Below are 25,450 nucleotides of genomic sequence, written 5' to 3' on the forward strand. Positions count from 1 at the left end.
ATCTCTTACTTCTTGCAAAATTAAATTGAGACAAAATCGGCTTGTAGCCCTTGCTGTATAAGGGATTAAACAAAAAAACGGGACTGACTGTACGGTCAGTGTTCCTGACTCTGTGGTCAGTATTCCTGACTGTACAGTGAGCTTTCCTGACTCTGTAGTCAGTTTCTATGTCATTTTATAGACTAAAAATGACAGTGCTTTAAATTATCGTCACTGGAATACTTGCGATTTCTAAAATATTTTCGCAAAAAAATATGCAAAAAACTTGATATCTATTTTGTGCATGGTATTTAGAGCCTATCCCAATAGGATTTTATTCCAGACAATAATGCCGCAGGAAAAATGCAGCATCGCCTCATAGTTTTCGACTTTTTTCTCCCAACGAGTCAGAAGCCGACGGAAGCGGTTCATCCAGCTGTGCGTTCTCTCCACTACCCACCGACGGGCTTTGTAATTCATATTCTCTTTGCTGGCATCGGATTCTTCTTTACGCGACTGGATATGCGGTTCATAACGCCGATTTTTCAGTTCACTTTCCAGCCATTCCGCGTCATACCCCTTGTCCAGACAGATATTCAGCCTTCTGCCCGGCCTCCCCGTCTGAAGCGCATCAAGGGTCTCTGTGACTAACCTGATATCGTGGGTATTTGCCCCTGCGACAACCACTGAGAGCGGCAGCCCGTTCGCATCGGTCATCAGGCTACGCTTTACCCCCTGTTTCCCCCGGTCCGTGGGGTTCCGGCCTGTTTTTTTGAGCCTGCTAGCGGGGATTTTGTCATACAGCCGTCCATCGACAACCATGACCAGTCGATGGCTTTCAGTTGCTCGCTGGTCATCAATCCGTTCTGCCAGAAACGCTCAAAAACCCCCGCCGCGCGCCATTCCTGAAAGCGGCGGTGTGCAGAACTCGATGAACATATCCCTGTTTCATTTAGTGCGTTCCATTGGCATCCGGTGCGAAGAACAAAGAAAATGGCGTCCATAGCCACTCGGTCATCAACCCGTTTTCGGTGCGTTCCCAGTGGATGGTTAGTTTTATGTTCAGGAATAAGCGGCGCTATTTTTTCCCAGAGTTCATCACTAATCCGCCACTTGCTGCCAGTCATGCTACGTCCTCAAAAATTCTCAGTTACTTATATTCTAACAATTCCTATTGGGATAGGCTCTTAATTATAAATAAAACAATAAGAGGTAATGTCGTGATGGATGAAATAGAAGTTGATTTAGATTTAGGCTTAAATCCTTTTTGCTTTGAGACAGAGATAAAGATTGAAACAAGAAAGAAGAACCTGACTGTTTTAAGAGGAACAGAACTTATTGAAAGGAAAGATGCCAGCAAATCTTATTTTGCCAATATAGTACATACACAAGAGGTCGATAAAGAAGAGTTCATTAAGCTCTACACTTCCCAGATAAAAGCATATTTTGATTTAACGAAAACAGCGTACAAGGTGTTTTTCATATTTCTCCGTATCTATCAGGATGCGATAGGTAAAGATCACTTTTACCTGAGCTGTAAAAAAGCAATGTCGCTTGCGGAAAAGATAGATCACTTCGTCTTGTCTGAATCTATCTTTTACAGAGGCATAAAAGAACTTATTGAGAAATGTATTATTGCTAAAACGAATGAAAAAAACTGGTATTTTATAAATCCTGCTATTGTGTTCAATGGTGATCGTGCTCGCTTTGTTTCAGAGATTATAAAAAAGAAAGAAGTAATGGAAGAACAACCCGAAAGCGTTGCCAGTACTGACCGAAGGAATAAAAGTATTAAGGAAAAAGGTATAACTATTGAGGCAGTCATAGAAGACGTAAATAGCCAAGAAGATATAGATTTGTTAATCGCAAGATTACAAGCTAAAAAATATCAAAAGAAAATGATGAATAAAAGCACGGATAGAGCTATTGCTACCAAGGGAGAAATGCTTCTACCGCAAGAAGAACCGTTAGATTGGGATAATATTCAGGGCTAGGATTTGTTCGTAACGATGATGTTCAAGAGCGTCTTCCTAAATAGGACAAATCCAAAGTACAGGTCAAAAGCCATCTAGAAAAAATAAACTTTATAAAAAAAGCCATCCTGTGTGGATGGCTAAAGTGAGACTTTGGAAGGTATTGTCATGCGGTCATTGCATCATGACTATTATTGAATACATCTAAATAATGTGAAACATTTTCCATTGATTGCGCATGTCTAATAGATAAAGCTGTATTGATAGCACTAGTAATACGAGCTTGTTTTACAATGTCTTTATCAATGGAGTTATTTCTCTCTAACCAATCAGCTATATCACTCCACGCCCATAGTGGACGATTACTATCTACGCGCAGGATTGGGGTCGGAAAATTCCCATTACCTCTGCTTCCATTACTATATCTTGAAAGAGAAGCCTTGGTAGTACCTGCTAACTCTGCAGCATCACTTAAACTAACCATATCACCAATATCCACAGACAGGCATTTTAATCCCTCGACTGATTCAATATTAGCAATTGCTGATAACACCGCCTTTTCATACCCATCTGCTTTTCTGTTAAAATTTATATAAAGAGTACCGTTATATGCTGCCGGATGAGCATCCGCACAGCCAGCTTCATATAATGCATCTGAAACTTCAAATAAATCCTCATCATTAGTAATCTTCTTACCGCCTACCACAATATCAAAACTATATTTTTTCATAATAAATCACCTCTATATTGTGTGAGACTTTAGAAAAGGCCACCTCAAGTGGCCTTGAGCTTAATTGCATTTATCTACTAATGAGATTATGTCCTTCGCGTGGTCTTCAGGGCTTTCAGGCGTTCCCCAAACTGATTTTTGATGACATTTATCTTTGCCACCACATCTCAAAATTCCCACTGCATGACCTTTCCCTTTGCGTGTAACGTAGGTCCAGCCTTTGGACACGGCATATGCAATTGCCGCATCAATATGCTTGTTTTTATGATACGCGATAGACGATCTCCTTCCCGTAAGTCTCACATTATTAAAGAACACAGTTAGTCAAAGGAACTAACTGGTAACAATAGTAACCAATTAAATTCGTGCTGTCAACTATCGTTACCACTTTTAGTGCAGGTGTATGAAATATCGAGTAGATAAACCTTTTCCACGCAGGCAGTCTAAGGCTGATAACTCTTTTGAGCATCAGCGCACTGGTGATTGCCGTAAGATCACTGTCCGGTTTTCAACACTCAGTTTGCTGCCTCCTCTTTCCATTCAGCCACTCGTGGTGTAGTGCCCTGTGCTTGCGCAGGGATGAAACTATCCTCATCACTCTACCTGCTTTAACCTTTGAATGAACGACGTTTTACGCCGTCTCTCCTGATTCATATATTACGATAGGTATTTTCAATTGATCGTTACCAAAGATCTATAAAGTATATTTGATAGTTAAAATCTATCAATTGAGATTAATTGATCGGTTTTTTAATTGGTGATATCGATCGATTATTTATTTGTGATGGTTTTAATCTATCAAATGATTTGAATTCGATCGATACAAACGATATGACGAACAGAAAAATAAATTGAATCCTATCAATTGATTAATGCTTTTTTACAGCCCAGAGAGACCAACCTATGGGTAGGGCTGTCTTTGACATAAAGTTTCCACACATTGGGGATAGATATGAAATTACGGATAGTGATGCCACTGGTTCTGTCTGCTGCCGCACTGACAGGATGCCAGCAGCTCAACGATGGCGTGAATACAGTTAATGGAGCAATCAGCTCGTCGATGTCTTCAGTAGGTAAAGCGCTGGGAGGAACTGCCACCCCTCAAAGTCTTGGCCCAGTATCGTCTGTATCTGGCCTTGGTGCTGTCTGCAAAGACTATGAAGAAAATGCAATGGCATCAGAAAAGAAATGGACAGGCAAAAGGATCTCTATCACCAATGCCACTGTTCTGGAAGTTACGAAGGGCAGAAGTGCCAGCGACATGATGACGGGAATGCCCAAATCAGCACCTAACTATTACCTTTTATTTAAAACCTCTGATACGAGCTACTGCGGCGGGATGGTCTGGCTGGATTACTACTCTGGTATTAATGATGGCGTTCTTACCTATAAGAAAGGCCAGAAAGTCAGCGTCACCGGAACGGTAAACAATTTCGAAGTCCGTGGGTTCGCTACCGTCAACAACGCCGATATGCCAGTTCGTCTGGTTGTACTGAGAAACGGCACAATCAATCATTAATTCCGGGATAACACTATGCGTAAAATTTTACTCGTGGCGGGTCTTGCTGCTCTTGTATCGGGATGCGGTGAAAAAGGCGATTTTGAGAAAGCGATCAACGCGAAAATATCACAATCGAAGCTGTGCTACTCCCTGCAAGACAATGACATTGTATTCAACAAAGGTTTTCCAATTAAGGTTAACCGTGGCTACCGTTCTGCTGGATACAGTGCCAGTGATGAAATCCTTAGAGGACTTGTTGAACAAGGGCTGCTCACTGTTTCACAACAGTCTAACGGCTTTAGCAGTGTTGATGTTCTGGAAGTCACGGACAAGGGCCAAGAGGTTGAGTTTTGGGACCGTGAGAAAGGTGCCTGTGTTGGTCATCGGGAAGTTTCTGAGATAAAGGAATGGACCGAACCGGGAAACGGTGATCAGAAAGTTGTTCGCGTGTCATATACATGGAAGTTGGCGGATGTTCCTTCATGGGTGGACAAGAAAGCGTTCTCCAGCGTCAAGGGTATGGATGAACCTGAAGACGGCAAAATTAATCTTGTTAAAACCAGCAATGGCTGGAAAGCGCTCTAAGGGGTCTATCATGGAAAATAATACAATTCAGTGTCCGTTTTGCTTGAAAGAGAGCCAGCGCGGTGTTCATGTCTGCACCGGCTGCATGGCGACTGTTTTATATGGAGCCTATCCGCAGTGGTATGCGCTTGTGGTTATCTTCCTCTCCTTTGGTCTGTCAGCACTGATTGGTATGTCATCAGGTATAGCGGGGGCTACTATCAGCATGCCTATAATCGCTGTTGTTGGGTTTGTGGCTGGTAAGGCTATTTTTTCTGATAATGTTGTGTTCAGGCGAAGGATGTAATTATCTCATAGATAACCACGCCCATATGGACATCATAGGCGTGGTTTAAATTATTATCTATTCAATAATAACTAATTCACGCCGTATACTTCCATATTTTTCTATAAGGGAATGACGATTTAAATTCAAATTACATTTTGAACCTATTAAAATAGTAAAGTCCCAAATGTCAATACCAGTATCCTCATTATCGTTATATTCCTGTAATGTCCATCCCGATACGCTTAGAGCGGGTTCACCGAGTCCTTGAACGGTTTTATATCTAAAACAAATATCAGCATCTTGATCCGTATTAAGATCAATGCTATTAAATATAGGACCACATACAGATTGCCCGCCTAATTCAGGGGGTTGAGGATAACCTATTGCAACATCAAATATTTGGTTATCCATTTCTATCCATGAATGATCAAAGCATACTTTGTTAGATAATGAATAAACTTCACCAATTTTTAATTTTGGATTCATTCCTAATTCGGATAGTAATACAAACATAGCTGCAGAAGTTGAATGGCAGGCACCAGTGAATTCATTATCTACAACATAGTCCAGCATTGACTTATAAATATCTTCTAAGGAGACTTCATTTTTATTATTCATAACGTGCGTCCTAATATGCCATGGGTGTTAATTGAGTTGATGATGCGTTTTTAGTATAATTTTAAGTGATTTTAAGATAAAGTATTTTTATGACCATCGTTAGGAATAAAACATAAATGTATTCTTTTAGTTAAAGTTTAATCTATGGAGATTACCCTTTGCCTCGATTTATCTTACCCGCCAATAGTGGACACGCGACAAAGTGAGTAAATTCTGAACCAGTAGTAGCTCATATGACAAAACCCATCTGAACCAGTAAGAAACCCTGTAAGCAATACACACCAGAACTCCGCGATGAAGCCCTTAAACTGGCCGGGCGTAACCGCCGAAGCCCGTGAACTCAGCCTTTGCGAATCATGATCCTACCTACGAAATGTTGACACCGCCCTAAGCGAGTGTCTTGTTTCAAACTGTTCCGGGTTTCACCTATACTTTAGGTGGCCGATATTCGATTTTCAATCGTCTCAGATCTGCAAATTCTCAATTATAAAACATCGATACAAATCATACCATTAAACTTATAGATTGAAGCTTGTACTGCATGATTGCTGTGAAAATAAACAGTATTTGTGTGGCGCGTTTTTAGTTATACTATTCAATATGTTAAAAAATTAACGAATGAAATTATTTCTATGCAATAAATAACATGGACAAATAATGGGACCATTCAAAGCGCATGAAGTGATTGAAGAAAGAATGAGAGATCAAGCTTTATGTAGTTACTTGGTAGGTTTTGATATTAATGACACAGGTGTATCCTACTATAGGATGGATCCTTTGGTCATGAAGGTTTTATCGGCCCTGCATGAGTTCGCTTATGGGTTTCACGAAGGAGAGCAGACAGATAACACGCAAACATTATCTAAAATAATAGATGCCGCTCGTTCAATCTATAAAATTGATGAATACCAGAAGGTTAAAGATATTTATCTGAATTCCGGTGAATTGACTGACGATGTTGCTAATAAATACCTTAAGCGAGGTGAATTTGGTGAACTTATTCTTCATCTGATTTTGAGAGATTTTCATAATACAATCCCACTTCTTTCAAAAATTTATTTCAAAGACTCTATCGGGCATACCGTTCACGGTTTTGATGCCGTGCATATAGATCCTGTCAATAAAACCCTCTGGCTAGGTGAATCTAAGTTATATATTGATCCAAAGAAAGGTATTGGTGATTTAATCAATGATGTTGAAGAGCATTTCAAAGCTGATTATTTAAATTCTGAATTTAATTTGATAGCGAAAAAAATACGTCATGTACAAAACTCTCCAGAATTAGAATATTGGTTGGATGTTTTATCGGCAGGAGGGAAACTATCAGATAAGCTTACAAAAATTAACATTCCGCTGCTATGTACCTATAGCTGTGATTCATTTTTAAAATATGATGACGAAAAATCACCGGATTTTTCTGATTATTATAAAAATAAAATACTTGGTGGTGCCTCTAATTAGTTGAATTGATATATAATGACTGCTTTGAGGTTTGCTCATGGCCAGCGTTAATGTTCATTGTCCTCGCTGTCAGTCTGTTCAGGTTTACCGTCATGGACAGAACCCTAAAGGTCGTGACCGGTTTCGCTGTCGTGACTGTCACCGCGTGTTTCTGCTCACCTATACCTATGAAGCGCGTAAGCCCGGTGTCAAAGAACAAATTACCGAAATGGCATTCAACGGCGCCGGCGTTCGTGATACAGCCAGAACACTGAAAATCGGTATTAACACCGTCATTCGCACGTTAAAAAACTCGCGCCGAAGCGAATAACTTCCTCTCCGGTCGCTCATGCCGATGTAGCACTTATCTGTGAGCTTGATGACCAATGGAGCTTTGTCGGCAATAAAGCCCGGCAGCATTGGCTCTGGTATGCATACAACACCAAAACAGGTGGCGTTCTGGCTTACACGTTTGGACCGCGCACGGATAACACCTGCCGTGAACTTCTGGCTCTGCTGACGCCGTTTAACATCGGTATGATAACCAGCGATGACTGGGGCAGTTATGCCAGAGAACTCCCGAAAGATAAGCATCTGACAGGAAAAATCTTCACTCAGCGTATTGAGCGTAACAACCTGACACTGAGGACACGTATTAAACGTCTGGCCCGTAAAACAATCTGCTTCTCGCGTTCGATAGAATTGCATGAAAAAGTCATCGGGGCATTCATTGAAAAACACATGTTCTACTAATTGGACGCATTACCAAATACTTATGCTAAAAAAACATTTTGATGAAAATTACAAACACCCTTTAAAAAATCATTTAAATATTATTCTTATGCTTTTTCCCGTGAGTAATAAAATAGAGTTAGTAAAAAAACTTCATCAAAAACTATCATTGATTCAACAAATTGGTGGTTGATATATGAATGAGAATATTGGGAGTGGAAGTGACACCCTGTTCGAATATACTTTTAGTGAGTATCAAAAATGTGCTAGATTACTAATATCAGATGAGAATCAGGGGAGAGATGAATTAATAAAAATTTTAGATAAGAAGAATGATTATTCGCGAATATTAGATGGTGTTTTAGCAGATCTAATCGAGTCTGCAGGTTTTTATCCTTATATCATAAAAAATGATTTACCACTATCCTCATCATCGCAAAAAATAAGGTTTGAAAATAACAGGTCAATAAATATCAAAGATAAAGTATTTCATGATGAACAAAAATATTTACTGGATCTAATCAATTCAGAAAAAAACGTTATTGCAAGTGCTCCTACAAGTTTTGGGAAAAGTCTCTTAATAGAGGAAATAGTAGCATCCAAAAAATACAAAAACATCATTATTATTCAGCCAACTCTAGCTTTACTCGATGAGACGAGAAAAAAGATTTCAAAATATTCCAATGACTATAAATTAATCGTAAGAACAAGTCAGGAGTTTTGTTCAGAAGGAAAGGGCAATATTTTTCTGCTAACATCTGAGCGAGTGAATGAGTATAAAGACCTTCCTAAAGTAGATTATCTAATTATTGATGAGTTTTATAAACTTAGCTCTAAGAGGGATGATGAAAGACATCAGTCTTTAAATAATGCATTTATAAAAATATTTAAAAACAGCACGCCAAAATTTTATTTTTTGGGGCCAAATATTGATGGAATAACTCCGGGGTTTGCTGATAAATATAATGCTGTCTTTTATCAAAGCCAATATAGTCTAGTTAGATGTAATGATTTTAATATATATAAAGATTATGTTGATTTATTTGGCTCTCGTGGAAATAAGGCAAGGTTTAAAGAAGGTGTTTTATTTAAATTGATTTCTGGACGTTGCGATGAACAAACAATTGTTTATTGTGCCTCTCCGAGTAAAGCTAGAAGACTCTCAAGGGAGTTTGCTGATTTTATTCAAAAAAATAAATCTAGAGAGCTAACTCATAATCCTCCGCTGATAGAATGGATCGAGAAAAATATCTCTAAGAGGTGGTCATTAATTGATTCAATAAAACATGGCGTGGCATTTCATGATGGAGCACTACCTAGACATATTACTTCATCTATAATAGATTATTTTAATGAAGGCTTGATAAAGGTGCTTTTTTGTACTTCAACAATAATTGAGGGAGTAAATACTAGCGCTAAAAACATTGTCTATTTTGATGAAAAAAAAGGGAAGGATTTGAGTATCGACTACTTTGATTATTCAAATATCAAAGGTAGGGCTGGAAGATTGATGGAGCACTATTCAGGAAATATATTTAATTTTAATCCTCCTCCAGAAAAAGAGGTGATATACATTGATATACCATTTTTCGAACAAAATCCGATTAATGAGGAAATTTTAATCAACCTTGATGATGCTGATATAAAAAATAAAAATACAATCGAATATAATTTCATATCATCATTATCCTTCGATGAAAGTGTTTTATTTAAAAATAATTCTATAAACATCCGTGGACAAAAAAAACTTCTTGATTATTTAAAGACCAACATACGGGATAATTATGCACTAGTTGCATGGTCCTCAACACCAAAATATGAACAGTTAAAATTTTGTATACATTTGTGTTGGGAGTATTTATTAAAAGATAATGAGAAAAGTAATCAAATGTCCGCCGAAAGATTAACTAAGGTTACTTTTGATTATGGCTTTTCCAAAAATATATTAGAGTTAGTAAAAAATACATATAACTATAATTTAAGCAAGTCAGGAAAGATGAATGATGAAAAAACAATAAAAATAATAGATGAATCGATAAAAGATTCTTTTTATATATTACGTCATTGGTTTCAATATAAACTTCCAAAGTTGTTATCTGTATTAAATGAATTACAAACATATGTCTGCAAGCTTTTGGGTTTAGTACCCGGAAACTATCTGTATTATTCATCCATAATAGAGAATGATTTCATACCAGAACATTTAAATATCCTTATAGAATATGGGGTTCCTAAGTCGGCAATACAAAAAATTGCGAAATTTATACCTGATCACCTAGCTGATGATGAAGTTGTTCGGTTGATATCAAATAAAAAATTGTATGATTATAATGAATTAATAGATTATGAAAAAAACATCATTAAGAAAATGTTTTAATATACAGATGTTCTTAAATAGCTGCGACGAATACCGCTATACCTAACGTTTACCAATGGGCGGCATGTTGCGTATGGGCAATACATGGACTGTTTACTCATCACTCTCTACTTCGATAACCGGGAGGTCTCAATTTAGGCACTGTGTTTTTCCTGTCTGTAGCAAGTGTTGGTATATAGTCAAGATCGCTATCAGGCTGTGCTGGTTTAACCGGACGGCTTGGAAAACGCCTAATTTCATCAGATGTTGGTTTGTAGTCATCCTTGTTAAATCTTGCACGTCTTTCATGCTCAGAGCGTGAAACATAAATGCCCAGAACCTCATCAAAGACATAGTTTTCAGCTATACGCTTATCATGTTCAGCATCGACTGAAACAGGGGCTGGCTTCTTCTTGGCCCAGACGAATTTCTCTCTTATATAATCTACTACCAACAGCGTGAAACGCTTAAACACACCGCTCTGACGAGGTTCAACTTTCTTCCTCTTAACTTTAACAGGAGCGCGTTTAAGTGCTCTTGCTGTTGAAGAGGATGGGGTTTTCAGTGTAGTGCATGTATGAGGCGCAGGAGCAACCAGAACAGGTTTCTGCGAGCCTGTAGATGAAGCTCTGCCTGTGTTATCCGGGATAACAATTTCTTCCGGTTCAGCCAGTGCATGAACCCTAAAGCTGGCAACATCAACAACGATGTCCAATGGAAGATCTTTAAAGGTAAAGTATGCTTCGCCTGCTTCTTTTTTCAGCTTATCACGTATGGCTTGCTCTGCAGCACGTTGTTCCTGAGCTGCAACAGTTCCCCAACGGTCACGAGGAATATGAAGTATTGGATCGCGGTTCGTTTCAATAGCTTTAGCCAGCCAGATTGCTTTCTCTTCATTGGTAGCGGCAGCGATAGCCTGTTCAAGGGCTTCTTCATACTGAACCCTGATAGAACGGTGATCAACGCGTTCATCCTGACCATACAGCTCAAGGAACCCATTACAGATGTTCTGCCAGCCTTTACGCCAGCTATCGAGAGTCTCAGGTTTGTCCCACTCACGGACTTTTTTACCAAAGCCGGTAGAAAGAATTTCACGGGTTGTTCCCATTATATGGATATGCGGGTTATGACCAGTGATATCGTGGATAACAACATCGGCGATGATGCCTTGCTTGGTAAAGTGCTCAAGAACAAAAGCTGCAGTGAGTTCAATGTTCTGTTCTGGTGTTAGCTCTGCGGGGAGGGCAATTTTAAATTCTTTGGCAAGACGGGCATCTTTTCTCTTCTCTGAGGCTTCAACAGCATTCCAGAGTGTTTCACTGTCAACAATCAGGTCAGGTGGAGTATTTTCAGGTGCAAAAATCTGCGCAAAGGCAAGGTCCTTTTTATGTGCTGTTTTGCGACCACACACTTCACCTGTTCTGTTATCGAAGAAAATTTTACGGTGACGATATGCAGCAGAGTTAACCGAAGAGTGACCTTCGCCTCTGCTGATGTTCTCCATTTTAAAACTGTATATCGCCATCCAAATATTCCTCAATGCCAAATGCTGCTTTTCGTTTTACGTAAGGTAAACGCCGAGATTGACGTTGACCCTGATTTTGTTTCCGAAGGAAACGGTTTTAGCCTGCGGCGGCAACCGTCGGTAGACCCCACGGCATTAGAGCGAAGCGATAATGCGTAAGTGGGCATTGCTTTATTTTTTATCGCCATAAATGGCTCAAAAATAACGGCAATGTATAAGGCTTGCCTTTATTAATTAATACTAAATATATGAATGTCTGTAAAACAAACCGCCGAATTAAGCGGCGCTATATGGATGAAAGGACGAAGTATTCCGCGATATTACACGGATTGGGCTTTGATAGCGTCCGAAGGACAGGAAGAGTATTAATTTATCCCGCCGTAAGGCGGGGGAACACTAAAAAATAAATAAAACAGTTAGATTTAGTGAAGAATTCTCCGTTATAGAATTAACAGGTGAAGATCAAAAAATAAGGTGGGAAACGGAAAGGTGAAATGAAAATAACATATAAGCAAAAATAAGTAACGCGGAGAGTATTAGATATTTTAAGTTAGTAATTGCTATCACTTGTGTTGCACAAATTACAAAGCGCGCGATTTAGGTTCTTGTTGACTGGAAATCGTGAGGATATGACCTAAACTCAGTGTGCATCATTTATTAAAGCAATTTAATGCAATGAAAATGATGATCAGTTTATTAATTACATACAGCAATTATAATGAGGCTAAAATGTCCGAACATCAAGTATTATGTATCAATAAAAGCAATCGCCAGAGTGCTCATGAAAGGATAACTCATATTGGCGGTAAGAATGCTGATGGCACCAGATGGAAGCTCACACAGCAAGAGGCTATAAGCGGAATAGAATCTGGGAAATGGAGATTTTATGTTAATGCAGGAGGACATTCAGTGTGGGTGATTGTTGCTGTTAGCGCTTCTGGTAACAAATACTTAAAAACACAAAATGATGGCGAACAGCCTAATAACCTTTTGAGTCTTCCTGAGTGCGCATAAGTGTTAAAGAAAGGGCCTATTGGCCCTTTCTTACTATTTACTGCGCTTACCATGATTACTTCGGAATGTAGTTAGTTATAGAGATAATTTTAAAGTCCATTAAAAGACTTGAAGATATATAATAAAATAATTCTTGTATACTATTGATTAATTTATTAATTATGCTAATTGGTGTTAAGGAAATAAAGACAAGGAGGTTTTATGTATAAAAATAACGATGAAGCCATCGATCTTGAAGCAAAACGATTACTTGATAATGGAATCTATACCGATCTGGAAAAAGCGTATAGAGAAGCAGAAAAGATAATCACAGAAGTAAGAGTTGAATTTAAAAAGAAACAGGAAAAGAAACAGTTCCGTTCCCGGATTAAATCAATCAAACGAGCACTTTCAGATGATGAGTTCAGAAGTAATATTCCTTACAATCATAGGCATCAGTGGAGAAAAGAATGAATGATAATGAAATAAAAAACACCTATCTGACTGGCAATGTTTTTCAGAATGATAGAAACAGACCTGAAATTAAGAAAACACTTGAGCAGAAAATTGCTGGAGCGCAAAATAAATTAAATTACCTTAAAGCAAAAGAAAAAAGAGACAGCAAAAAAGAAAATACGCGACAAAAAATAATTCTTGGTGCAGAGGTTGCCAAGGTTTTAAACTGTGATATAAGTGAGGTAGATAAGCAATTACTCTTTGGTTTGTTGTTAGAAGTTCCATCGTTACATACACACGATATCGAACGGTATAAAGTTAATGGACAAATCTACATTGAAAGAGTTCTCAAGAAATTCAGACCATAAAATCATTTCACGTCCGAACAGCTCTTCGGCTTAAAACTTGTTTTAGGCTGGGGAGCTGTTGAGCAAGCCCCAGAGGGCGCGGTAGCCAATTTTTACCACCATCCTTGGCAGCAAATTAAAACTCTTAATCAAATGGCAAAATCTTCCAGAACCTTACCGCTTTCCAGTGCAGCTGCAATCACTTTTGGTGTTCGACCCTGACCTGTCCACGTTTTCTCATCGCCGTTTTCGTCGATGTATTTGTACTTTGCAGGACGAGGAGCGCGTAAAGCAGCAGGACGTGATGATTTAACATTACCCAGCAGCTCAGACGGGTCAATGCCATCTTCAAGCAGTTGCGCACGCAGGGCTTCGATTTTGCCCTGACGTTCAGCATTTTGTTGCTTTGCGATTGTTTCCTCTTGGCGTCTGTCTTCGACAATAGAAGTTAATTTCTCCAGCATCTCTTCAAGTGTAGCCAGATCTGTTTCTCGTGCCTGAGCGCGAAGGGTACGGATGTTATTAAGTGTTTTAATAGCGTCTGTCATTCTCTTTTATCCTGAATGTATAAAATCATTGTAATGATACCACAAACCGGATAGAGAGAGATAAAATCGGCTCATTTGAAATTTTGTTATTAATCTTTTCATTGATTATATATTCATCGGTCTTGACCTCTTGTTTATTTTTGATAATTAATTAATACGTGAAATAAAAAAGGACGATGAAAATGAAAAAACAAAATAAGAAAGGGTTCTCCCTGTTAGAACTCGTATTGGTGCTGGGTGTGGGTAGCATGATGGCATTTATGCGTTTTCAGGATATGAAAAATGAACAGGAAACGATTATAGCTAATGCTGTTGGTCAGCAAATTAAACAGGTCGGGGAGGCGGTTAATGGTTATATTAATATCCGATATGATAAACTTTCCACTCTGACTTCAAGCAGCAGTCAGTCAAGCGATCCGGGTCCCCGTATCTGTAATGCTTCTGGCTGCGAAATTACATACCAGACACTGGTTAATGAAGGGTTATTACCTGCGTCATACACCGGTATTAATGCACAAAAATCTTCATATAAAATTATATTAAAACGTTCAGGAATATCACCTAACTATGTAGTTAATGGTCTTATTACAACGACTTTGCCTTGGATGGAAGGGGATAAGTATCGTTACGATTTATTGGGTCGAGCGATGCAAGCGGCAGGTATTGATAGTGGTATGACGCAATCAGCAACGTTAGCATCAGGTTTGCAGGGTGCATGGAAAGAAGCATCAACAGATTACAGTAATATCACCAGTGCAGGTCTTATGGCATATCGTATCGGATATGATTCCGCTATGTATTCTGTTTACCTGCGTCGTGATGGAACTTTACCTATGACAGGTGATCTGAATATGGGAGGTAATAATATTAATAATATAAAAGACATATATGTATCAGGAACCGGCAATTTCGACAATAACTTGAATGTCTCTAAAGATTTAACAGTTGGGGGTGTAATAAACTCAGGTAAAGGTATTATTTCCAATAGCTATATTTATGCCAAAGGAGATTTTTCTACAGATGGTATTGCGTATGTAAAAAAATCTGTAAATGCAGGAGAAAACATGTATGCGGTTGGAAATATAGGGGTTGCAGCTGATAGCAATAAAAAGATGGCTGCTGCTTTGAATGCGGATGGCACAGTATACGCAAAAAAAGCTTTTGTAACCGATGGAGACATATATGCTAATTCAGGAACTGTTAATACATCATATGTATGGGCTTCTGGAAATATTAATTCTAATTACATTCATTCAAACGGGAGTATTAATGCTGATGGAAGGGTAAATGCAGGTGAGTTTGTTTATATAAACGGACAAGCATCCGCTGGCAGTGGTTGCTCACCTAATGGTTTACAAGGGAGAGATGCTGAAGGTTCGGCATTAAGTTGTGTTAATGGGTTATGGGCAAAATTTAAATTTAATGAAAAGATATACAGTGTTGTGTTTGAATCTTCCAGCAATGGAGTTGGTGATGTTTATAAATCATTAAATCTTGGACAACACCTCCTTTGTGTTTTTTCAGGAGATCAATCTACTGATATGGCAACTAAACACTCTATTGTTTATCGTTCAGGCGACATATGGATGTTAGAAATGAGGGTTACAAGTTGGAAAGCAGGTGTTGTTACATGGGCAAGATCGTCTTGTTTTGATTAAGGGGTTAGAGCTATAACTATATGGTAATAAATTTATATTGTGTCTGGTGTATAATTTTCTTTGAAACTTCGTGATATGTTTTTATACTTGCCAGCAATGATTCTCATTTTATTTATACGATTCAGGTGATCTTTTCTATAAGATCTTGTTTGGTGCCTGTTTTATGCTAATTTTAACGCCACTATTAATTTTCTTATTTTATTTTGTTCTGTGAGGGAATTATGAGAATGATAATTATTTCATTATTTGTGTTGTTTTTTACAACAGGCGTTTTTGCCAAGGGGGGTGGGTATCACTCATCTTTGGGAGGTGGATACAAAGCATCTAAAACGTATGGCTACGGGACAGGGAGTAGCCTGAATCACGATAAGGTCAGCGGTTATACCACGACAAAAGGTAAATATGTCCCTCCTTATACAAGAACTTCTAAAGACTCGACTCAGTATAATAACTTCGAAACGAAAGGGAACTATAATCCTTATACCCACAAATATGGGACAAAAACTGCTACCCATTGATAGTAAAATTGTAGGTAGGGTAAAAATCATAGCCATGGATTGATGATTTTTGGTTTTAATTTTGCTGGTATAGGGAGGAAAGGTTTTAACGTTTCTTCCTATGCTGCAGATTACCTTTAAGGTATTCTGTTACTTTGGCATAGTTCATAATGGTTTCTATATATCTGCAAGGACAGGGAGTGTCTCTGGTCTTTTATTCTAGTTGACTATATGTCTTTTCATAATGTTCGAAAAGATAGCATCAAATATTGATATAGATAAGGCGTGAGGAACTTAGTTTAATCCTCAGGCTTTTTATGGAGGATTAAATTTATTCGTAGCTGGTGGCTATAGATAATATTTTTCAAAAACAGGTAAATATACTTGGCAATAGATATTTAATATTATATCTAACAAGTATTTCTTGAGAATATTCTGTTTGATTGTTCCATATATGGGGAGCTGTTTACAGCCCAATGGGCTGATTGAGTTACCCCAATGTGGGGATATGCATTCTCTCCAATGGAGAGTTATCTTTATGGAAAATGAAAGGGCCTTACGGCCCTTTTCTTGCTACTGTAAAACCATATTTCATCTAAATGCGAGTCATCTTAATTTCAGTTTCAAATTTTATTTTCTTATTATTTTTTTAGATAATTCGCTAATTGAAATCATTGGCGTTGTTTTATGTATAATTCTATGGCAATTAGAACAGACTATTGCAAGATCTGATGACTTGGTGATAATTACTCCATCTGATTTATGTAATGGTATTAAGTGATGTACTTCGCAAAAACCATATCCATCCTCACCATAAAATTCGAAAAAATCGAAGCTGCATACTTCACATTTCAAATGACCTTTTTCTTTTAGTGTAATTCGTTTTTTTTCTTTAACAATTTTTGAGTTTCTTTCTCTTTGTATATGTGCTCTAAATCTCGGGTTGCCTTCAGCACCCATCGCTTCTTGGTCTATATCTGGTATGTGAAGGTTTTCGTCAAAATTAGCAATCAGATTTTTAACTTTGGTGACATGTTCATCACTTTCTGGAGTATTTGCATACCAAACATTACTTTGTCCAATTCCTCCTTTGACTGCTCTGGGGATCATTAAGCTTCTATTATCAGATGGTAATAAAAAAGCATCCTTCCACAACGCTTTTATTCTAAAAGTAGTTATGCCATTCTTTCGATGTGTTGATGAAGGATATATTAGCTCTTGTGGCTCGCGGAATATTGTCGCATTCTTATACCAACCAACAACAGCAGTACCGCCAGACTCAGGGCCAGCAAGCCAAACAACAGTTATACCATCAATTTTTTCGTCCTTCCTGTTAGCACCTAACTTTTCTATTTTTATCTGCCCTGTTGGTTGTACATATCCATATACATACCCATCAGAATTCGTAAAATTACAAACTTCATGGCCTGTGGCTGTTTTATTGTAGGACCCACCTCGGTTGATTGAATCCCCATCAATCCCATCATATTTATCCATCCACCCAATATTGCAAAATAAAATATTCATTATTTTTCTCCATATTTATTTAGAACTAAATAAAGTAACGAGAATGTATATAAAAAGAATTTTTCAGATCGACCTGAATAGGATTGTATCTATAGAAGTCCATTACAACTTCAGGATCTGGATGATTCCATGATTTAGATTTCCCAGATCTGTCTCTTTTAGATCTTTCGGGATTAGAACTAAATACACTAAAAAAGGGGCATATTTCATTTGCAATACCGTGAAACCAGTTGTTTTTTGAGCCATGATGCATTATTTGAAAGGATAATATATTATTAATTCTTTTTTCTGTAATTGATTTTTTAAGTGCTTGGAATCTGTGCTGAGTATTTAAGTATCCATCACCAGTAAATAGAAACCCTGATTTTTGGTTTGATGAGTGCAGGTAAACTATATCGTGATTTTTCACGCTTGCCGATGAGTACGAATGGGTATATATCTCTTCGATACTACGTTCTATATCTGTTGGCCCAGCATACATAAACAAGGAAATCATATTTCTTTCTTCTTTGTTTTTGTATTTCTCTTCATACTTTTCTTTTATTTTATTTATTGTTTTTTTGTCTTTGTTTATTTCTGTACATAATTTTTTTATATCGTCTATTGCTGCTTTATCGAGGTGTCCTTTCATGGCCTCGTCGTTATAAAATACAAACTCCCAACTGATAACATTTTTTTCAATAAAAACACCGCCATTCTTAATTAATTTAACATTAGATGAGTTAAATAAATCACTTTCGTTTTCATGAGGTGGGATGTATTGTGACTCATTGGCGGGTGAGATATTTTCTTCGTCAGAGTTGAACAGTTGTGAATCTATGTACTCTATCTGAATTTCTTTATTTTCTGATATTTTATTAATGTATGTGGTAGGATTTATATAAAAATCAATATACTTTCCAGTAATACCTACTTTTTGCTCTAATCCTAATAGGATCCTTTTCCAAAGTGGGATGTATGGAAGTATTACTTTATTTACTTTAAATTTTTTCAGTAATAACTCACATCCATTTATATGATCTTTGTCAAAATGAGAAATAACCAGCATATCTATAACGATAGGTTCATTTCTTTGTCTAAATAGATTTTTAATTTTCCTCTCTAATATTAGTTTACCTGATTTTGAACTTGATCCACAATCATAAACCCATTTGAAAGACCTTTCATTTGAAGTTATTTCTCCAGAAATGAATAGTCCTTGGCCTACTCCATGATATTTTACTTCCGACAATAGTAATGTCATTTTATTTTTATTCCATCATGAACAATTTGGTTGAATATTTAAATTATGCTAACACTGGGTCTAAATTAATCAAGTCATACTTGGCTGTAACTCTACCCGTTCTGCGCAAACTTAAAACGGCCTGACCTTGCCTGCCCGGTTCTCATCCAAAAAATCAGCCCACCACTGAAGCATCAGGCGGCGCTGGTCAAGATGCTTGGCCTTGTGAGTGTAAGCACGGACACTATTGCTTTCTTTATGGCTCATCTGACGCTCTACAGCGTCTTCTGACCATAACCCAGACTGAATCAGGGCGATGGGGCCAGTATGTGGAAACCATGACCACAGATGCCCTGTGTGGTGCTTTCAAACAGAACAGTTAAACGTTGGCAAAGCAATACCCCGACCAGTCATCCATCAACGCAACCCGTTTAGGCCATAACGTCCCACGCTGGTAAGCCGCCTCTGCTTTGTCAGCCAGTTGATGTGCCAGAGCATGTTCAATAACTTCACGCTGATGCGATGTTGTTTCGCCAGCCCAATCACGGAAAGTTGATCTGAATCCATGCTGCGTTAAGTCGGTATATCCCATGCGCTTTAGCACTGCCAGTAATGCAGTGTCAGATAGTTGTCCTTTACGTTGGGCAGGGAACACAAAATTATTGTCCTTAAAGCGTGGTAATTCCTTTAGCAGCGCAATGGCAGCATCAGATAGAGGAACACGATGCTCTTTTGCTGCTTTCATTCGGCTGGCGGGTATGGTCCATGTTTTCCCCGCAAGATCGATTTCATTCCACTCTGCACCGCGTATTTCACCAGAGCGAGCGATTGTGAGAATGGCAAATTCAAGAGCGCGGGCAGAAATACCCTGACGTTGACGAAGTTCGCCCATAAATGTCCCAATATCACCATAGGGAAGGGCGGCATGATGTTTTTGGTTTTGAACTTTGCTGGGTAAGGGGAGAAGGGGTTTTAACATTCCTTTCCATGCTGCAGGGTTATCCCCTTCAAAATATTCTTTTGCTTTGGCATAGTCGAGAACGGCTTCAATACGCCCGCGAAGGCGGCTTGCTGTTTCATTCTTTATCAGCCAAATGGGTTCAAGGATGGCTAAAAGATCGGTTTTTGTTATTTCATTTACTGCTTTCTGACCAATAAACGGATAGGCGTATGTTTCTAAGGTAGCTCGCCACTGAGCGACATGTTTCTTGTTCTTCAACTCGCTGGCTTTGATTGCCAATACGTCCTCACAGCATTGAGCAAACGACCGTTGTTTACGGGCTAATTCTACTTGTTGGGTAGTGCGCTCATGTTTTTCTTGTAGCGGGTTAATTCCATTCCTGATTTGCTTGCGGAGTTCACGAGCCTTTTCACGGGCCTCTGCCAAGGAGACTTCGGGGTAGGGGCCAAGACCCAAGTTCAAGCGTTTTGGAACGGTCTTACCTCTGGCATTAACTCTGACTCCCATAGCCACGCAAAGAATCCATGATCGGGACTGGCCTCTGTTTCGGAGATATAGGCCGTCAACACCACCCACAGCAAAAGAGCCTTCTGTTTTTAATCTTGATACGGCAAGCCCTGAGAGTTCTTTGGCCTTCTTCGGCATATCGATAATCCTGTCATACAACCCGCCATGCATACGGTACTGCATAAAATCGCTGATTGCGTCGGAAATAGCAATACATTATCGAACAATAATTAAATGACAATATATTGTTTTATATATAAAAAATAGACTTCTTCGGACGTAGCTGAACACTAAAAAAATGGACCCTCTCTCCGCCACTATTCAAACACTTACCGCGCGTTTAGTCTGTGACGCTTTCCACACTTGGCAGTGGCTTAAAGTGGGCAGCTCAAATCCCCTTCTTTACAACGTAGCATGCTTTTGAATTCTGTTACGCGCTCGGCGGTTTTCTGCGTCAGGCACTGGGAATACACCATGCCATGCACCGATCCTCCGGTTGTCGGGAAGGTCTGAAACTCACAGTCAGCGTCGCGGTACGCGATCCATTTTCTCTGGGCTGACTTGAGCAATGCCTTGTGTTCTTCAATCACCAGGCGTTTGACGACATACTGATAGAGTCGATTAAGTTCGCCATCCACTTTTTTATACTCATCAGCCGCACATTGGCTCATGTCTAGCTGTGTGCTGGCGTTGTCACAGTCTGCTGCCGCGGCTTGAGCCAGGGGCAGTAGAACAAAGAGGGCAATAGCGAATTTTTTCATTCTTTATCCTTTATAAACAGACACTACGCATGAATATTGATTATATCCAGCCATGCTGTTCGCTGCATATAAACTGAGTGGGGAGGACGCTACGGTATCGCTGAACATTTGAGCAGGTTGACGTTTACGGTGATATTCCTCCGATCAAATAGGGATATTTTCATCGACAATCCTATACTGAATGCGCTGACATATCGTTTGCTTGGATGCATTGACTATTCACTACGACCGGGAGGGAAGGATATGAAAATTGAGACTGGAGAGAATGGCCTCTTTGCGCATCGCGCTTCGATCGCCAACTCAACGGCTCAGGCTGGTAATCAAGCCTCGTTTGCTGCTGTTTTAGCTGAAAAAACGCAGGAAGTGAGAGCCAATAACGCTGCTGCCTCTGCTGCTCAGATTAAGAAATACGATTTCACGAATATGACGCCACAAGCGTTGACCGAGGTTGTAAATAACCTGATCCAAAGTGGACAGATGGATCTCGACGAATCGTCACCATTGTTGGGATTCATGGCTCCTACCGCGCTGTCTAAAGTCGTTTACGATGGCACCGCGCCCGCTTCATCGCAGCAGCCTATGAACGTGTTCTCCAAAATTCAGGAAGGGATTGATGGCGCGCTATCACGTAATGAAATGGCGAGCGCAGAAAACCTGCAACGCGCTGCTGATGCGTTGCTTCGTTTTCAGGATAAAGCCGTAAAGGTTAATATGTTCGCGTAATGAAAAAGGCCAAGTGTGAATTGGCCTTTATTTATTGATGGGGACGTATTGATGGGAACGAAAAGAGATTATTTAATGCTGATCTGAGTGTACAGTGTATTCTAGGGAGCATTGATTGAGGTGTCCTGGAATTTAAATATACCGTTCTGCGAGCCGTCAAGGTTGTAATATTTCATCCAACCAACCACTGTGCCACCAACGGGACAAGGGAAAACGTAAGATGTCCCTACGACACAAATAGAATCATTCTGGTAATTTTTAGAATTTGCTAATTGGCCAGAGTTCATCCAGGCAATCGCATTACCGCCATAGCCAATTTCCTGTACGGCAACGCGAAGCTGTGCTCCTCCGTGATCGCACGTTGTTGAAAATTGACCAACAGTGGTCATATATTCCCAATTGCAGTTTGATGAACCGACAGCATAGATAGCAAGCCGGCTCAGCGGTGGCGCTGGTGCCCGCAGTGCACCGGTTTGTGTGGGGGCCTCTCCTGTTTCTGAAATGGATAATACGCTGTTGCTTCCATCAAGTTGGGCGAAGGCTGTTTCGGTAAGTTTAACTGGCGGGCCTTCTTTATCATTAAGGCTGGATGTTTCTGAATAAGCATACGCGCTGAAAATTGTAGTCAGTGAAAATAATAAAGGAAATGCAAATTTCTTTTTCATAACAATCTCCAATGTTAATTGCTGTTTTTAGATGCAAGTCCTTGCATCGCGATTAAGTTTAGAAAGTTAAATCGGTTTTTCAAGGTATTCAGGAAATATAAATCCAGAGCGTGATTAATTATTAATAGAGTTGTTTTTTCTCTGCTATGTATTTCAATAAATATATCTTGAAGGTTTTTCTTATTATTATGAATAATTGGTTGAATTAATAATGAGGAGAGGTAATACGTGGCGTAGCGTGTTCGGTCATCTTATCCATGGACTCAAACATGAGTAAGTATCATGAGACAATGCTCTGATGGATGACAGTGCGGTTCTGGTGTTCTGAAGCACAGGCCTTCATTTTCTCAGCAAAGATTAATCTCAATTGTTTTGGTGAATACTGACAAATCCCGGACCCTGAGCTAGTTTCATAAGTAATCATCACGTTACGGAGGTTGATATGGGATTTTGGCGCATCGTTTTTACTATTGTTCTTCCACCGCTGGGCGTGTTATTGGGGAAAGGTATTGGTGGGGCATTTATTCTGAACATTATCCTAACGCTGTTAGGCTATTTTCCTGGGCTGGTGCATGCGTTTTGGGTTCAGACGAAAGACGATGGCCTGTAATGGCTGGAGAGTCTGACCGACGATTATGATGAAATAACGGGGGAGGCAACGAGCCTCCCCTGATTTTTTGCGTATGGGTAGGGCAGGCGATTAATAATAGCCAATCAGTTTCCACCACGCTAAGCCGACGATAAAGATCAGGGCGACATTAAACGTGACGATGCAGAAGTTGATTTTATAGAAACGATGCCGCTCAAAATATCCCTGAGCAAAATAGATAGGGCCAGGGCCGCCGCCGTACTCGGTATTTCCCCACATCAGGTTGCTAAAAATGCCAAAACAGATGGCGACCATCATGGGCGGTGCACCCGCGGCTATCGCAGTGGCGGCGAAGGGCGCATAGAGTGCGGCCACGTGGCCAGAGGCGGTAGCAAACAGATAGTGCACATAAATATACAGGATGCCAAGAATCACAAAGGTTTCCATCGCGCCGAAACCTTGTATGGAGTTACCCAACTTAACGGTCATCCATTTAATGAAACCAAGGTCAGACAGCCCTGCGGCGAGGCTGATAATGACGCTAAACCAGATGACGGTATCCCAGGCGGCGCGATCGTTAAGAACCTCTTTCCACTGTACGGCTTGCGTCACGAACAGGTAGGCGACCAATGCCAGCCCGACGGAAGTGGCAGAGAAACCGGTGACAAGGCTGGTTCCCCAGCCAAGTAGCGCGAGAACAAAGCCAAAGGCTACTTTTTTCTCTGCTGGTTTCATGCTTCCCAATTCCGCCAGTGACCGACGTCCCATCTCTTTGGCTTCTGGCGTTTTTTTCAGTTCCGGATTCAGTATTTTGTAAACCAGCAGCGGCATCAGGCAGAAACAACACATGGCGGACACGACGGCGGCAACAAACCAGCCGCCCCAGGTGATATCCACGCCTAGTGAGGTTTTCGCCAGGCTGCCAACGAGCGGGTTGGCGGCCATGCCGGTGAGGAATATTGCACCGGTGATCGGGGTAAACTGAAAGCAGACCATGATCAGGAAGTCCCCGATCTTTTTACCGCTAACGCCGGGTGTTGAGCCTAATACTTCATTAATGGAACGCGCGATAGGAAAGATAATTCCCCCCGAACGCGCCGTGACGGATGGCATGGCGGGCGCCATGATGAGATCGGAAACGCCCAGTGAATACGCGATCCCCAGGCTGCTTCCGCCGAATAGCGACAGCATTTTGTAGGCGATGCGTTTTCCTAATCCAGATGTCACAAAACCCAGAGAAAGAATATAGGCACAAAAGATGAGCCAGACGATGCCCCTGGAAAAACCGGCCAGCGCTTTGGCTTCGGTTAAGGTGCCGGTGAAGATGGTCACGCAAAGGACAAGCAGCATAATGGCGCCCGACGGCAGCGGCTGCGTCAGTATTGCGGCAATGGTGGCGGCAAAAATCGCGAACATATGCCATGCCTGTGGCGTAAGGCCACCGGGAACCGGAGAAAACCAGATAATCAGGCCCAGCAGGAGAGGAATAATAGACGCGACTATTTTTTTCTTGGTGGATGATTCGGATGACATAATGCCTCCTTAATCGTGCAAATCATGGTTATCCGCCATCATTCCCGGCAACAGAGGGCCTGCCCAGACGCGCTATTATCTAGCGTCTGGGAACGTCTTGAACTCAGTCTGTTAATAAGGGTGATACCGGATAATCACCGGTGATTATTATTTTCTTTCCGTTTTATTTAATACCTGATCCACCATTTCAGGGGCGCTCCCCAAATAATTGACGGGGTTAGTCAGGTCGTTGATTAATTTAGGATCGAGGCGGCTGGCGACGCTGGGCATGGCATTGAGAACATCGGCTAGCGTACCGCCTTTTTCATTTACGATGCGGCAGGCATCGTAGACGATGTCGTGTGCTTCCTGACGACCAATATAGGGTGCCAACCCCATCATTACGGCTTCTGCCACAATCAGGCCGTTGGTCATGTTGAGGTTTTTCAGCATCATTTTCTCATCGACAATCAGACCGTTTAACATGAATTTGGCCTGATTGAGCGCACCCGCGGAAAGAAGGAAACTTTCCGGGATGGCAATCCACTCTGCGTGCCAGGGGCCTGTAGCGCGTTCCAGGTCCTGCACCATTGCATCCAGCATCAACCCGGCCTGTTGGCGAACACCTTTGGCGCAGGCCAGCCTGAAGCGAAAGTATTAGTGATAAGATGCAGACCATATCCGCGATAAGATAAAACGAGCTTACCTTTGTCGCGGCATGGCCTGAAAGGTCAAATATATGGACATGTTTAAATGTCCGTACATGCCGTGCATATA

The 25,450-nt window shown here is 40.2% G+C and carries 24 protein-coding genes and 2 pseudogenes; 13 read left to right on the top strand and 13 right to left on the bottom strand.

All coding sequences use genetic code 11. The features are described 5' to 3' along the window. Nucleotides 1-297: 297 nt before the first annotated feature. Nucleotides 298-1,106 (bottom strand): IS5 family transposase gene (locus LCF41_RS08325; RefSeq protein WP_225085541.1). Its coding sequence is split into 2 segments (ribosomal slippage): nucleotides 298-753 and nucleotides 756-1,106, totalling 807 coding nucleotides; the frame shifts between segments, so codons are not numbered across the junction. A gap of 96 nt (nucleotides 1,107-1,202) precedes the next feature. Here LCF41_RS08325 and LCF41_RS08330 point away from each other — a divergent pair. Next, entirely contained in the window at nucleotides 1,203-1,973 is a 771-nt protein-coding gene (locus LCF41_RS08330) for a hypothetical protein (protein ID WP_225087646.1), read from the top strand. A gap of 145 nt (nucleotides 1,974-2,118) precedes the next feature. Here the strand turns inward: LCF41_RS08330 and LCF41_RS08335 are convergent, their stop codons facing one another. Next, nucleotides 2,119-2,682: a helix-turn-helix transcriptional regulator gene (locus LCF41_RS08335; RefSeq protein WP_191120803.1), complete on the bottom strand. Its 564-nt coding sequence runs from the start codon at nucleotides 2,680-2,682 to the stop codon at nucleotides 2,119-2,121. Between the two features lie 952 nt (nucleotides 2,683-3,634). On the opposite strand from LCF41_RS08335, the gene LCF41_RS08340 reads away from it, so the two are divergent. Genes LCF41_RS08340 through LCF41_RS08350 form a run of 3 tightly spaced genes read left to right on the top strand, consistent with a single transcriptional unit; the run spans nucleotide 3,635 to nucleotide 5,054 of the window. Beyond that, nucleotides 3,635-4,201, top strand: coding sequence for a hypothetical protein (locus LCF41_RS08340; protein WP_225087647.1), 567 nt, complete (start codon nucleotides 3,635-3,637; stop codon nucleotides 4,199-4,201). 15 nt (nucleotides 4,202-4,216) lie between these two features. After that, a complete protein-coding gene (locus LCF41_RS08345; RefSeq protein WP_225087648.1) occupies nucleotides 4,217-4,768 on the top strand; it encodes a membrane lipoprotein lipid attachment site-containing protein in 552 nt (183 codons plus the stop codon). A gap of 10 nt (nucleotides 4,769-4,778) precedes the next feature. Then, nucleotides 4,779-5,054 carry a hypothetical protein gene (locus LCF41_RS08350; RefSeq protein ID WP_225087649.1) on the top strand — a complete coding sequence of 92 codons (276 nt, stop codon included), beginning with the start codon at nucleotides 4,779-4,781 and terminating at the stop codon, nucleotides 5,052-5,054. A 57-nt stretch (nucleotides 5,055-5,111) separates the two neighbouring features. On the opposite strand, the gene LCF41_RS08355 is transcribed toward LCF41_RS08350, so the two are convergent. After that, the gene (locus tag LCF41_RS08355; RefSeq protein WP_225087650.1) at nucleotides 5,112-5,654 is read right to left on the bottom strand and encodes a hypothetical protein; all 543 of its coding nucleotides are present in this window, start codon (nucleotides 5,652-5,654) and stop codon (nucleotides 5,112-5,114) included. A gap of 657 nt (nucleotides 5,655-6,311) precedes the next feature. On the opposite strand from LCF41_RS08355, the gene LCF41_RS08360 reads away from it, so the two are divergent. The 3 genes from LCF41_RS08360 to LCF41_RS08370 all read left to right on the top strand — a co-directional run bounded on the left by LCF41_RS08360 (nucleotide 6,312) and on the right by LCF41_RS08370 (nucleotide 10,203). After that, nucleotides 6,312-7,115 carry a HamA C-terminal domain-containing protein gene (locus LCF41_RS08360; protein ID WP_225087651.1) on the top strand — a complete coding sequence of 268 codons (804 nt, stop codon included), beginning with the start codon at nucleotides 6,312-6,314 and terminating at the stop codon, nucleotides 7,113-7,115. A gap of 37 nt (nucleotides 7,116-7,152) precedes the next feature. After that, nucleotides 7,153-7,847, top strand: a protein-coding gene (locus LCF41_RS08365; protein WP_225086940.1) for an IS1 family transposase whose coding sequence is annotated in 2 segments (ribosomal slippage) — nucleotides 7,153-7,399 and nucleotides 7,399-7,847 — 696 coding nt in all. Because the reading frame shifts where the segments join, the coding sequence is not laid out codon by codon here. Between the two features lie 175 nt (nucleotides 7,848-8,022). Then, nucleotides 8,023-10,203, top strand: coding sequence for a DEAD/DEAH box helicase (locus LCF41_RS08370; RefSeq protein WP_225087652.1), 2,181 nt, complete (start codon nucleotides 8,023-8,025; stop codon nucleotides 10,201-10,203). Between the two features lie 100 nt (nucleotides 10,204-10,303). Here the strand turns inward: LCF41_RS08370 and mobQ are convergent, their stop codons facing one another. Further along, nucleotides 10,304-11,707: a MobQ family relaxase gene (mobQ, locus tag LCF41_RS08375; protein WP_225087653.1), complete on the bottom strand. Its 1,404-nt coding sequence runs from the start codon at nucleotides 11,705-11,707 to the stop codon at nucleotides 10,304-10,306. A 675-nt stretch (nucleotides 11,708-12,382) separates the two neighbouring features. Between mobQ and LCF41_RS08380 the strand changes: the two genes are divergently transcribed. The 3 genes from LCF41_RS08380 to LCF41_RS08390 all read left to right on the top strand — a co-directional run bounded on the left by LCF41_RS08380 (nucleotide 12,383) and on the right by LCF41_RS08390 (nucleotide 13,524). Then, on the top strand, nucleotides 12,383-12,721 hold the full coding sequence (locus tag LCF41_RS08380; RefSeq protein ID WP_225087654.1) for a DUF3892 domain-containing protein: 339 nt from the start codon (nucleotides 12,383-12,385) through the stop codon (nucleotides 12,719-12,721). Between the two features lie 201 nt (nucleotides 12,722-12,922). Then, entirely contained in the window at nucleotides 12,923-13,174 is a 252-nt protein-coding gene (locus tag LCF41_RS08385) for a hypothetical protein (RefSeq protein WP_023302090.1), read from the top strand. Further along, nucleotides 13,171-13,524, top strand: coding sequence for a conjugal transfer protein TraD (locus LCF41_RS08390; protein WP_191233074.1), 354 nt, complete (start codon nucleotides 13,171-13,173; stop codon nucleotides 13,522-13,524). The genes LCF41_RS08385 and LCF41_RS08390 overlap by 4 nt, the downstream gene beginning before the upstream one ends. Before the next feature lie 128 nt (nucleotides 13,525-13,652). Here LCF41_RS08390 and LCF41_RS08395 read toward each other — a convergent pair whose 3' ends face one another. Beyond that, a complete protein-coding gene (locus LCF41_RS08395; protein ID WP_225087655.1) occupies nucleotides 13,653-14,051 on the bottom strand; it encodes an H-NS family histone-like protein in 399 nt (132 codons plus the stop codon). 182 nt (nucleotides 14,052-14,233) lie between these two features. Here LCF41_RS08395 and pilV point away from each other — a divergent pair, with 182 nt between their 5' ends. Beyond that, on the top strand, nucleotides 14,234-15,709 hold the full coding sequence (pilV, locus tag LCF41_RS08400; protein ID WP_225087656.1) for a shufflon system plasmid conjugative transfer pilus tip adhesin PilV: 1,476 nt from the start codon (nucleotides 14,234-14,236) through the stop codon (nucleotides 15,707-15,709). Nucleotides 15,710-16,836: 1,127 nt separating this feature from the next. On the opposite strand, the gene LCF41_RS08405 is transcribed toward pilV, so the two are convergent. The 5 genes and pseudogenes from LCF41_RS08405 to LCF41_RS08425 all read right to left on the bottom strand — a co-directional run bounded on the left by LCF41_RS08405 (nucleotide 16,837) and on the right by LCF41_RS08425 (nucleotide 21,184). Continuing rightward, nucleotides 16,837-17,733 (bottom strand): HNH endonuclease, encoded by an 897-nt coding sequence (locus LCF41_RS08405; RefSeq protein WP_016243623.1) that lies wholly within the window; start codon nucleotides 17,731-17,733, stop codon nucleotides 16,837-16,839. Nucleotides 17,734-17,758: 25 nt separating this feature from the next. Continuing rightward, nucleotides 17,759-18,976 carry a ComEC/Rec2 family competence protein gene (locus LCF41_RS08410; RefSeq protein ID WP_225087657.1) on the bottom strand — a complete coding sequence of 406 codons (1,218 nt, stop codon included), beginning with the start codon at nucleotides 18,974-18,976 and terminating at the stop codon, nucleotides 17,759-17,761. A gap of 111 nt (nucleotides 18,977-19,087) precedes the next feature. Next, a pseudogene (locus LCF41_RS08415) lies at nucleotides 19,088-19,320 on the bottom strand (tyrosine-type recombinase/integrase); the annotation flags it as partial. Nucleotides 19,321-19,334: 14 nt separating this feature from the next. Further along, a complete protein-coding gene (locus LCF41_RS08420; RefSeq protein ID WP_016243621.1) occupies nucleotides 19,335-20,561 on the bottom strand; it encodes a tyrosine-type recombinase/integrase in 1,227 nt (408 codons plus the stop codon). A 236-nt stretch (nucleotides 20,562-20,797) separates the two neighbouring features. Beyond that, entirely contained in the window at nucleotides 20,798-21,184 is a 387-nt protein-coding gene (locus LCF41_RS08425) for a lysozyme inhibitor LprI family protein (RefSeq protein WP_225087658.1), read from the bottom strand. Between the two features lie 243 nt (nucleotides 21,185-21,427). Between LCF41_RS08425 and LCF41_RS08430 the strand changes: the two genes are divergently transcribed. Beyond that, entirely contained in the window at nucleotides 21,428-21,907 is a 480-nt protein-coding gene (locus LCF41_RS08430; RefSeq protein ID WP_225087659.1) for a hypothetical protein, read from the top strand. Between the two features lie 101 nt (nucleotides 21,908-22,008). Here LCF41_RS08430 and LCF41_RS08435 read toward each other — a convergent pair whose 3' ends face one another. Beyond that, on the bottom strand, nucleotides 22,009-22,572 hold the full coding sequence (locus LCF41_RS08435; RefSeq protein WP_225087660.1) for a YolA family protein: 564 nt from the start codon (nucleotides 22,570-22,572) through the stop codon (nucleotides 22,009-22,011). Between the two features lie 442 nt (nucleotides 22,573-23,014). Here LCF41_RS08435 and LCF41_RS08440 point away from each other — a divergent pair, with 442 nt between their 5' ends. After that, the gene (locus tag LCF41_RS08440) at nucleotides 23,015-23,182 is read left to right on the top strand and encodes a YqaE/Pmp3 family membrane protein (RefSeq protein ID WP_225087661.1); all 168 of its coding nucleotides are present in this window, start codon (nucleotides 23,015-23,017) and stop codon (nucleotides 23,180-23,182) included. Nucleotides 23,183-23,272: 90 nt separating this feature from the next. Here LCF41_RS08440 and LCF41_RS08445 read toward each other — a convergent pair whose 3' ends face one another. Continuing rightward, a complete protein-coding gene (locus LCF41_RS08445; protein ID WP_225087662.1) occupies nucleotides 23,273-24,694 on the bottom strand; it encodes a DASS family sodium-coupled anion symporter in 1,422 nt (473 codons plus the stop codon). Nucleotides 24,695-24,841: 147 nt separating this feature from the next. Then, nucleotides 24,842-25,315: pseudogene (locus LCF41_RS08450) on the bottom strand (lyase family protein); the annotation flags it as partial. Between the last annotated feature and the right edge of the window lie 135 nt (nucleotides 25,316-25,450).

Source organism: Pectobacterium colocasium, assembly GCF_020181655.1.
GTDB classification, from domain to species: Bacteria; Pseudomonadota; Gammaproteobacteria; order Enterobacterales; family Enterobacteriaceae; genus Pectobacterium; species Pectobacterium colocasium.

Excerpts from the sequence above, each read along its gene's own strand:
- LCF41_RS08330 (WP_225087646.1), top strand. The coding sequence starts at position 1,203 with ATGGATGAAATAGAAGTTGATTTAGATTTAGGCTTAAATCCTTTTTGC.
- LCF41_RS08335 (WP_191120803.1), bottom strand. The coding sequence starts at position 2,682 with ATGAAAAAATATAGTTTTGATATTGTGGTAGGCGGTAAGAAGATTACT.
- LCF41_RS08340 (WP_225087647.1), top strand. The coding sequence starts at position 3,635 with ATGAAATTACGGATAGTGATGCCACTGGTTCTGTCTGCTGCCGCACTG.
- LCF41_RS08345 (WP_225087648.1), top strand. The coding sequence starts at position 4,217 with ATGCGTAAAATTTTACTCGTGGCGGGTCTTGCTGCTCTTGTATCGGGA.
- LCF41_RS08350 (WP_225087649.1), top strand. The coding sequence starts at position 4,779 with ATGGAAAATAATACAATTCAGTGTCCGTTTTGCTTGAAAGAGAGCCAG.
- LCF41_RS08355 (WP_225087650.1), bottom strand. The coding sequence starts at position 5,654 with ATGAATAATAAAAATGAAGTCTCCTTAGAAGATATTTATAAGTCAATG.
- LCF41_RS08360 (WP_225087651.1), top strand. The coding sequence starts at position 6,312 with ATGGGACCATTCAAAGCGCATGAAGTGATTGAAGAAAGAATGAGAGAT.
- LCF41_RS08370 (WP_225087652.1), top strand. The coding sequence starts at position 8,023 with ATGAATGAGAATATTGGGAGTGGAAGTGACACCCTGTTCGAATATACT.
- mobQ (WP_225087653.1), bottom strand. The coding sequence starts at position 11,707 with ATGGCGATATACAGTTTTAAAATGGAGAACATCAGCAGAGGCGAAGGT.
- LCF41_RS08380 (WP_225087654.1), top strand. The coding sequence starts at position 12,383 with ATGAAAATGATGATCAGTTTATTAATTACATACAGCAATTATAATGAG.
- LCF41_RS08385 (WP_023302090.1), top strand. The coding sequence starts at position 12,923 with ATGTATAAAAATAACGATGAAGCCATCGATCTTGAAGCAAAACGATTA.
- LCF41_RS08390 (WP_191233074.1), top strand. The coding sequence starts at position 13,171 with ATGAATGATAATGAAATAAAAAACACCTATCTGACTGGCAATGTTTTT.
- LCF41_RS08395 (WP_225087655.1), bottom strand. The coding sequence starts at position 14,051 with ATGACAGACGCTATTAAAACACTTAATAACATCCGTACCCTTCGCGCT.
- pilV (WP_225087656.1), top strand. The coding sequence starts at position 14,234 with ATGAAAAAACAAAATAAGAAAGGGTTCTCCCTGTTAGAACTCGTATTG.
- LCF41_RS08405 (WP_016243623.1), bottom strand. The coding sequence starts at position 17,733 with ATGAATATTTTATTTTGCAATATTGGGTGGATGGATAAATATGATGGG.
- LCF41_RS08410 (WP_225087657.1), bottom strand. The coding sequence starts at position 18,976 with ATGACATTACTATTGTCGGAAGTAAAATATCATGGAGTAGGCCAAGGA.
- LCF41_RS08420 (WP_016243621.1), bottom strand. The coding sequence starts at position 20,561 with ATGCCGAAGAAGGCCAAAGAACTCTCAGGGCTTGCCGTATCAAGATTA.
- LCF41_RS08425 (WP_225087658.1), bottom strand. The coding sequence starts at position 21,184 with ATGAAAAAATTCGCTATTGCCCTCTTTGTTCTACTGCCCCTGGCTCAA.
- LCF41_RS08430 (WP_225087659.1), top strand. The coding sequence starts at position 21,428 with ATGAAAATTGAGACTGGAGAGAATGGCCTCTTTGCGCATCGCGCTTCG.
- LCF41_RS08435 (WP_225087660.1), bottom strand. The coding sequence starts at position 22,572 with ATGAAAAAGAAATTTGCATTTCCTTTATTATTTTCACTGACTACAATT.
- LCF41_RS08440 (WP_225087661.1), top strand. The coding sequence starts at position 23,015 with ATGGGATTTTGGCGCATCGTTTTTACTATTGTTCTTCCACCGCTGGGC.
- LCF41_RS08445 (WP_225087662.1), bottom strand. The coding sequence starts at position 24,694 with ATGTCATCCGAATCATCCACCAAGAAAAAAATAGTCGCGTCTATTATT.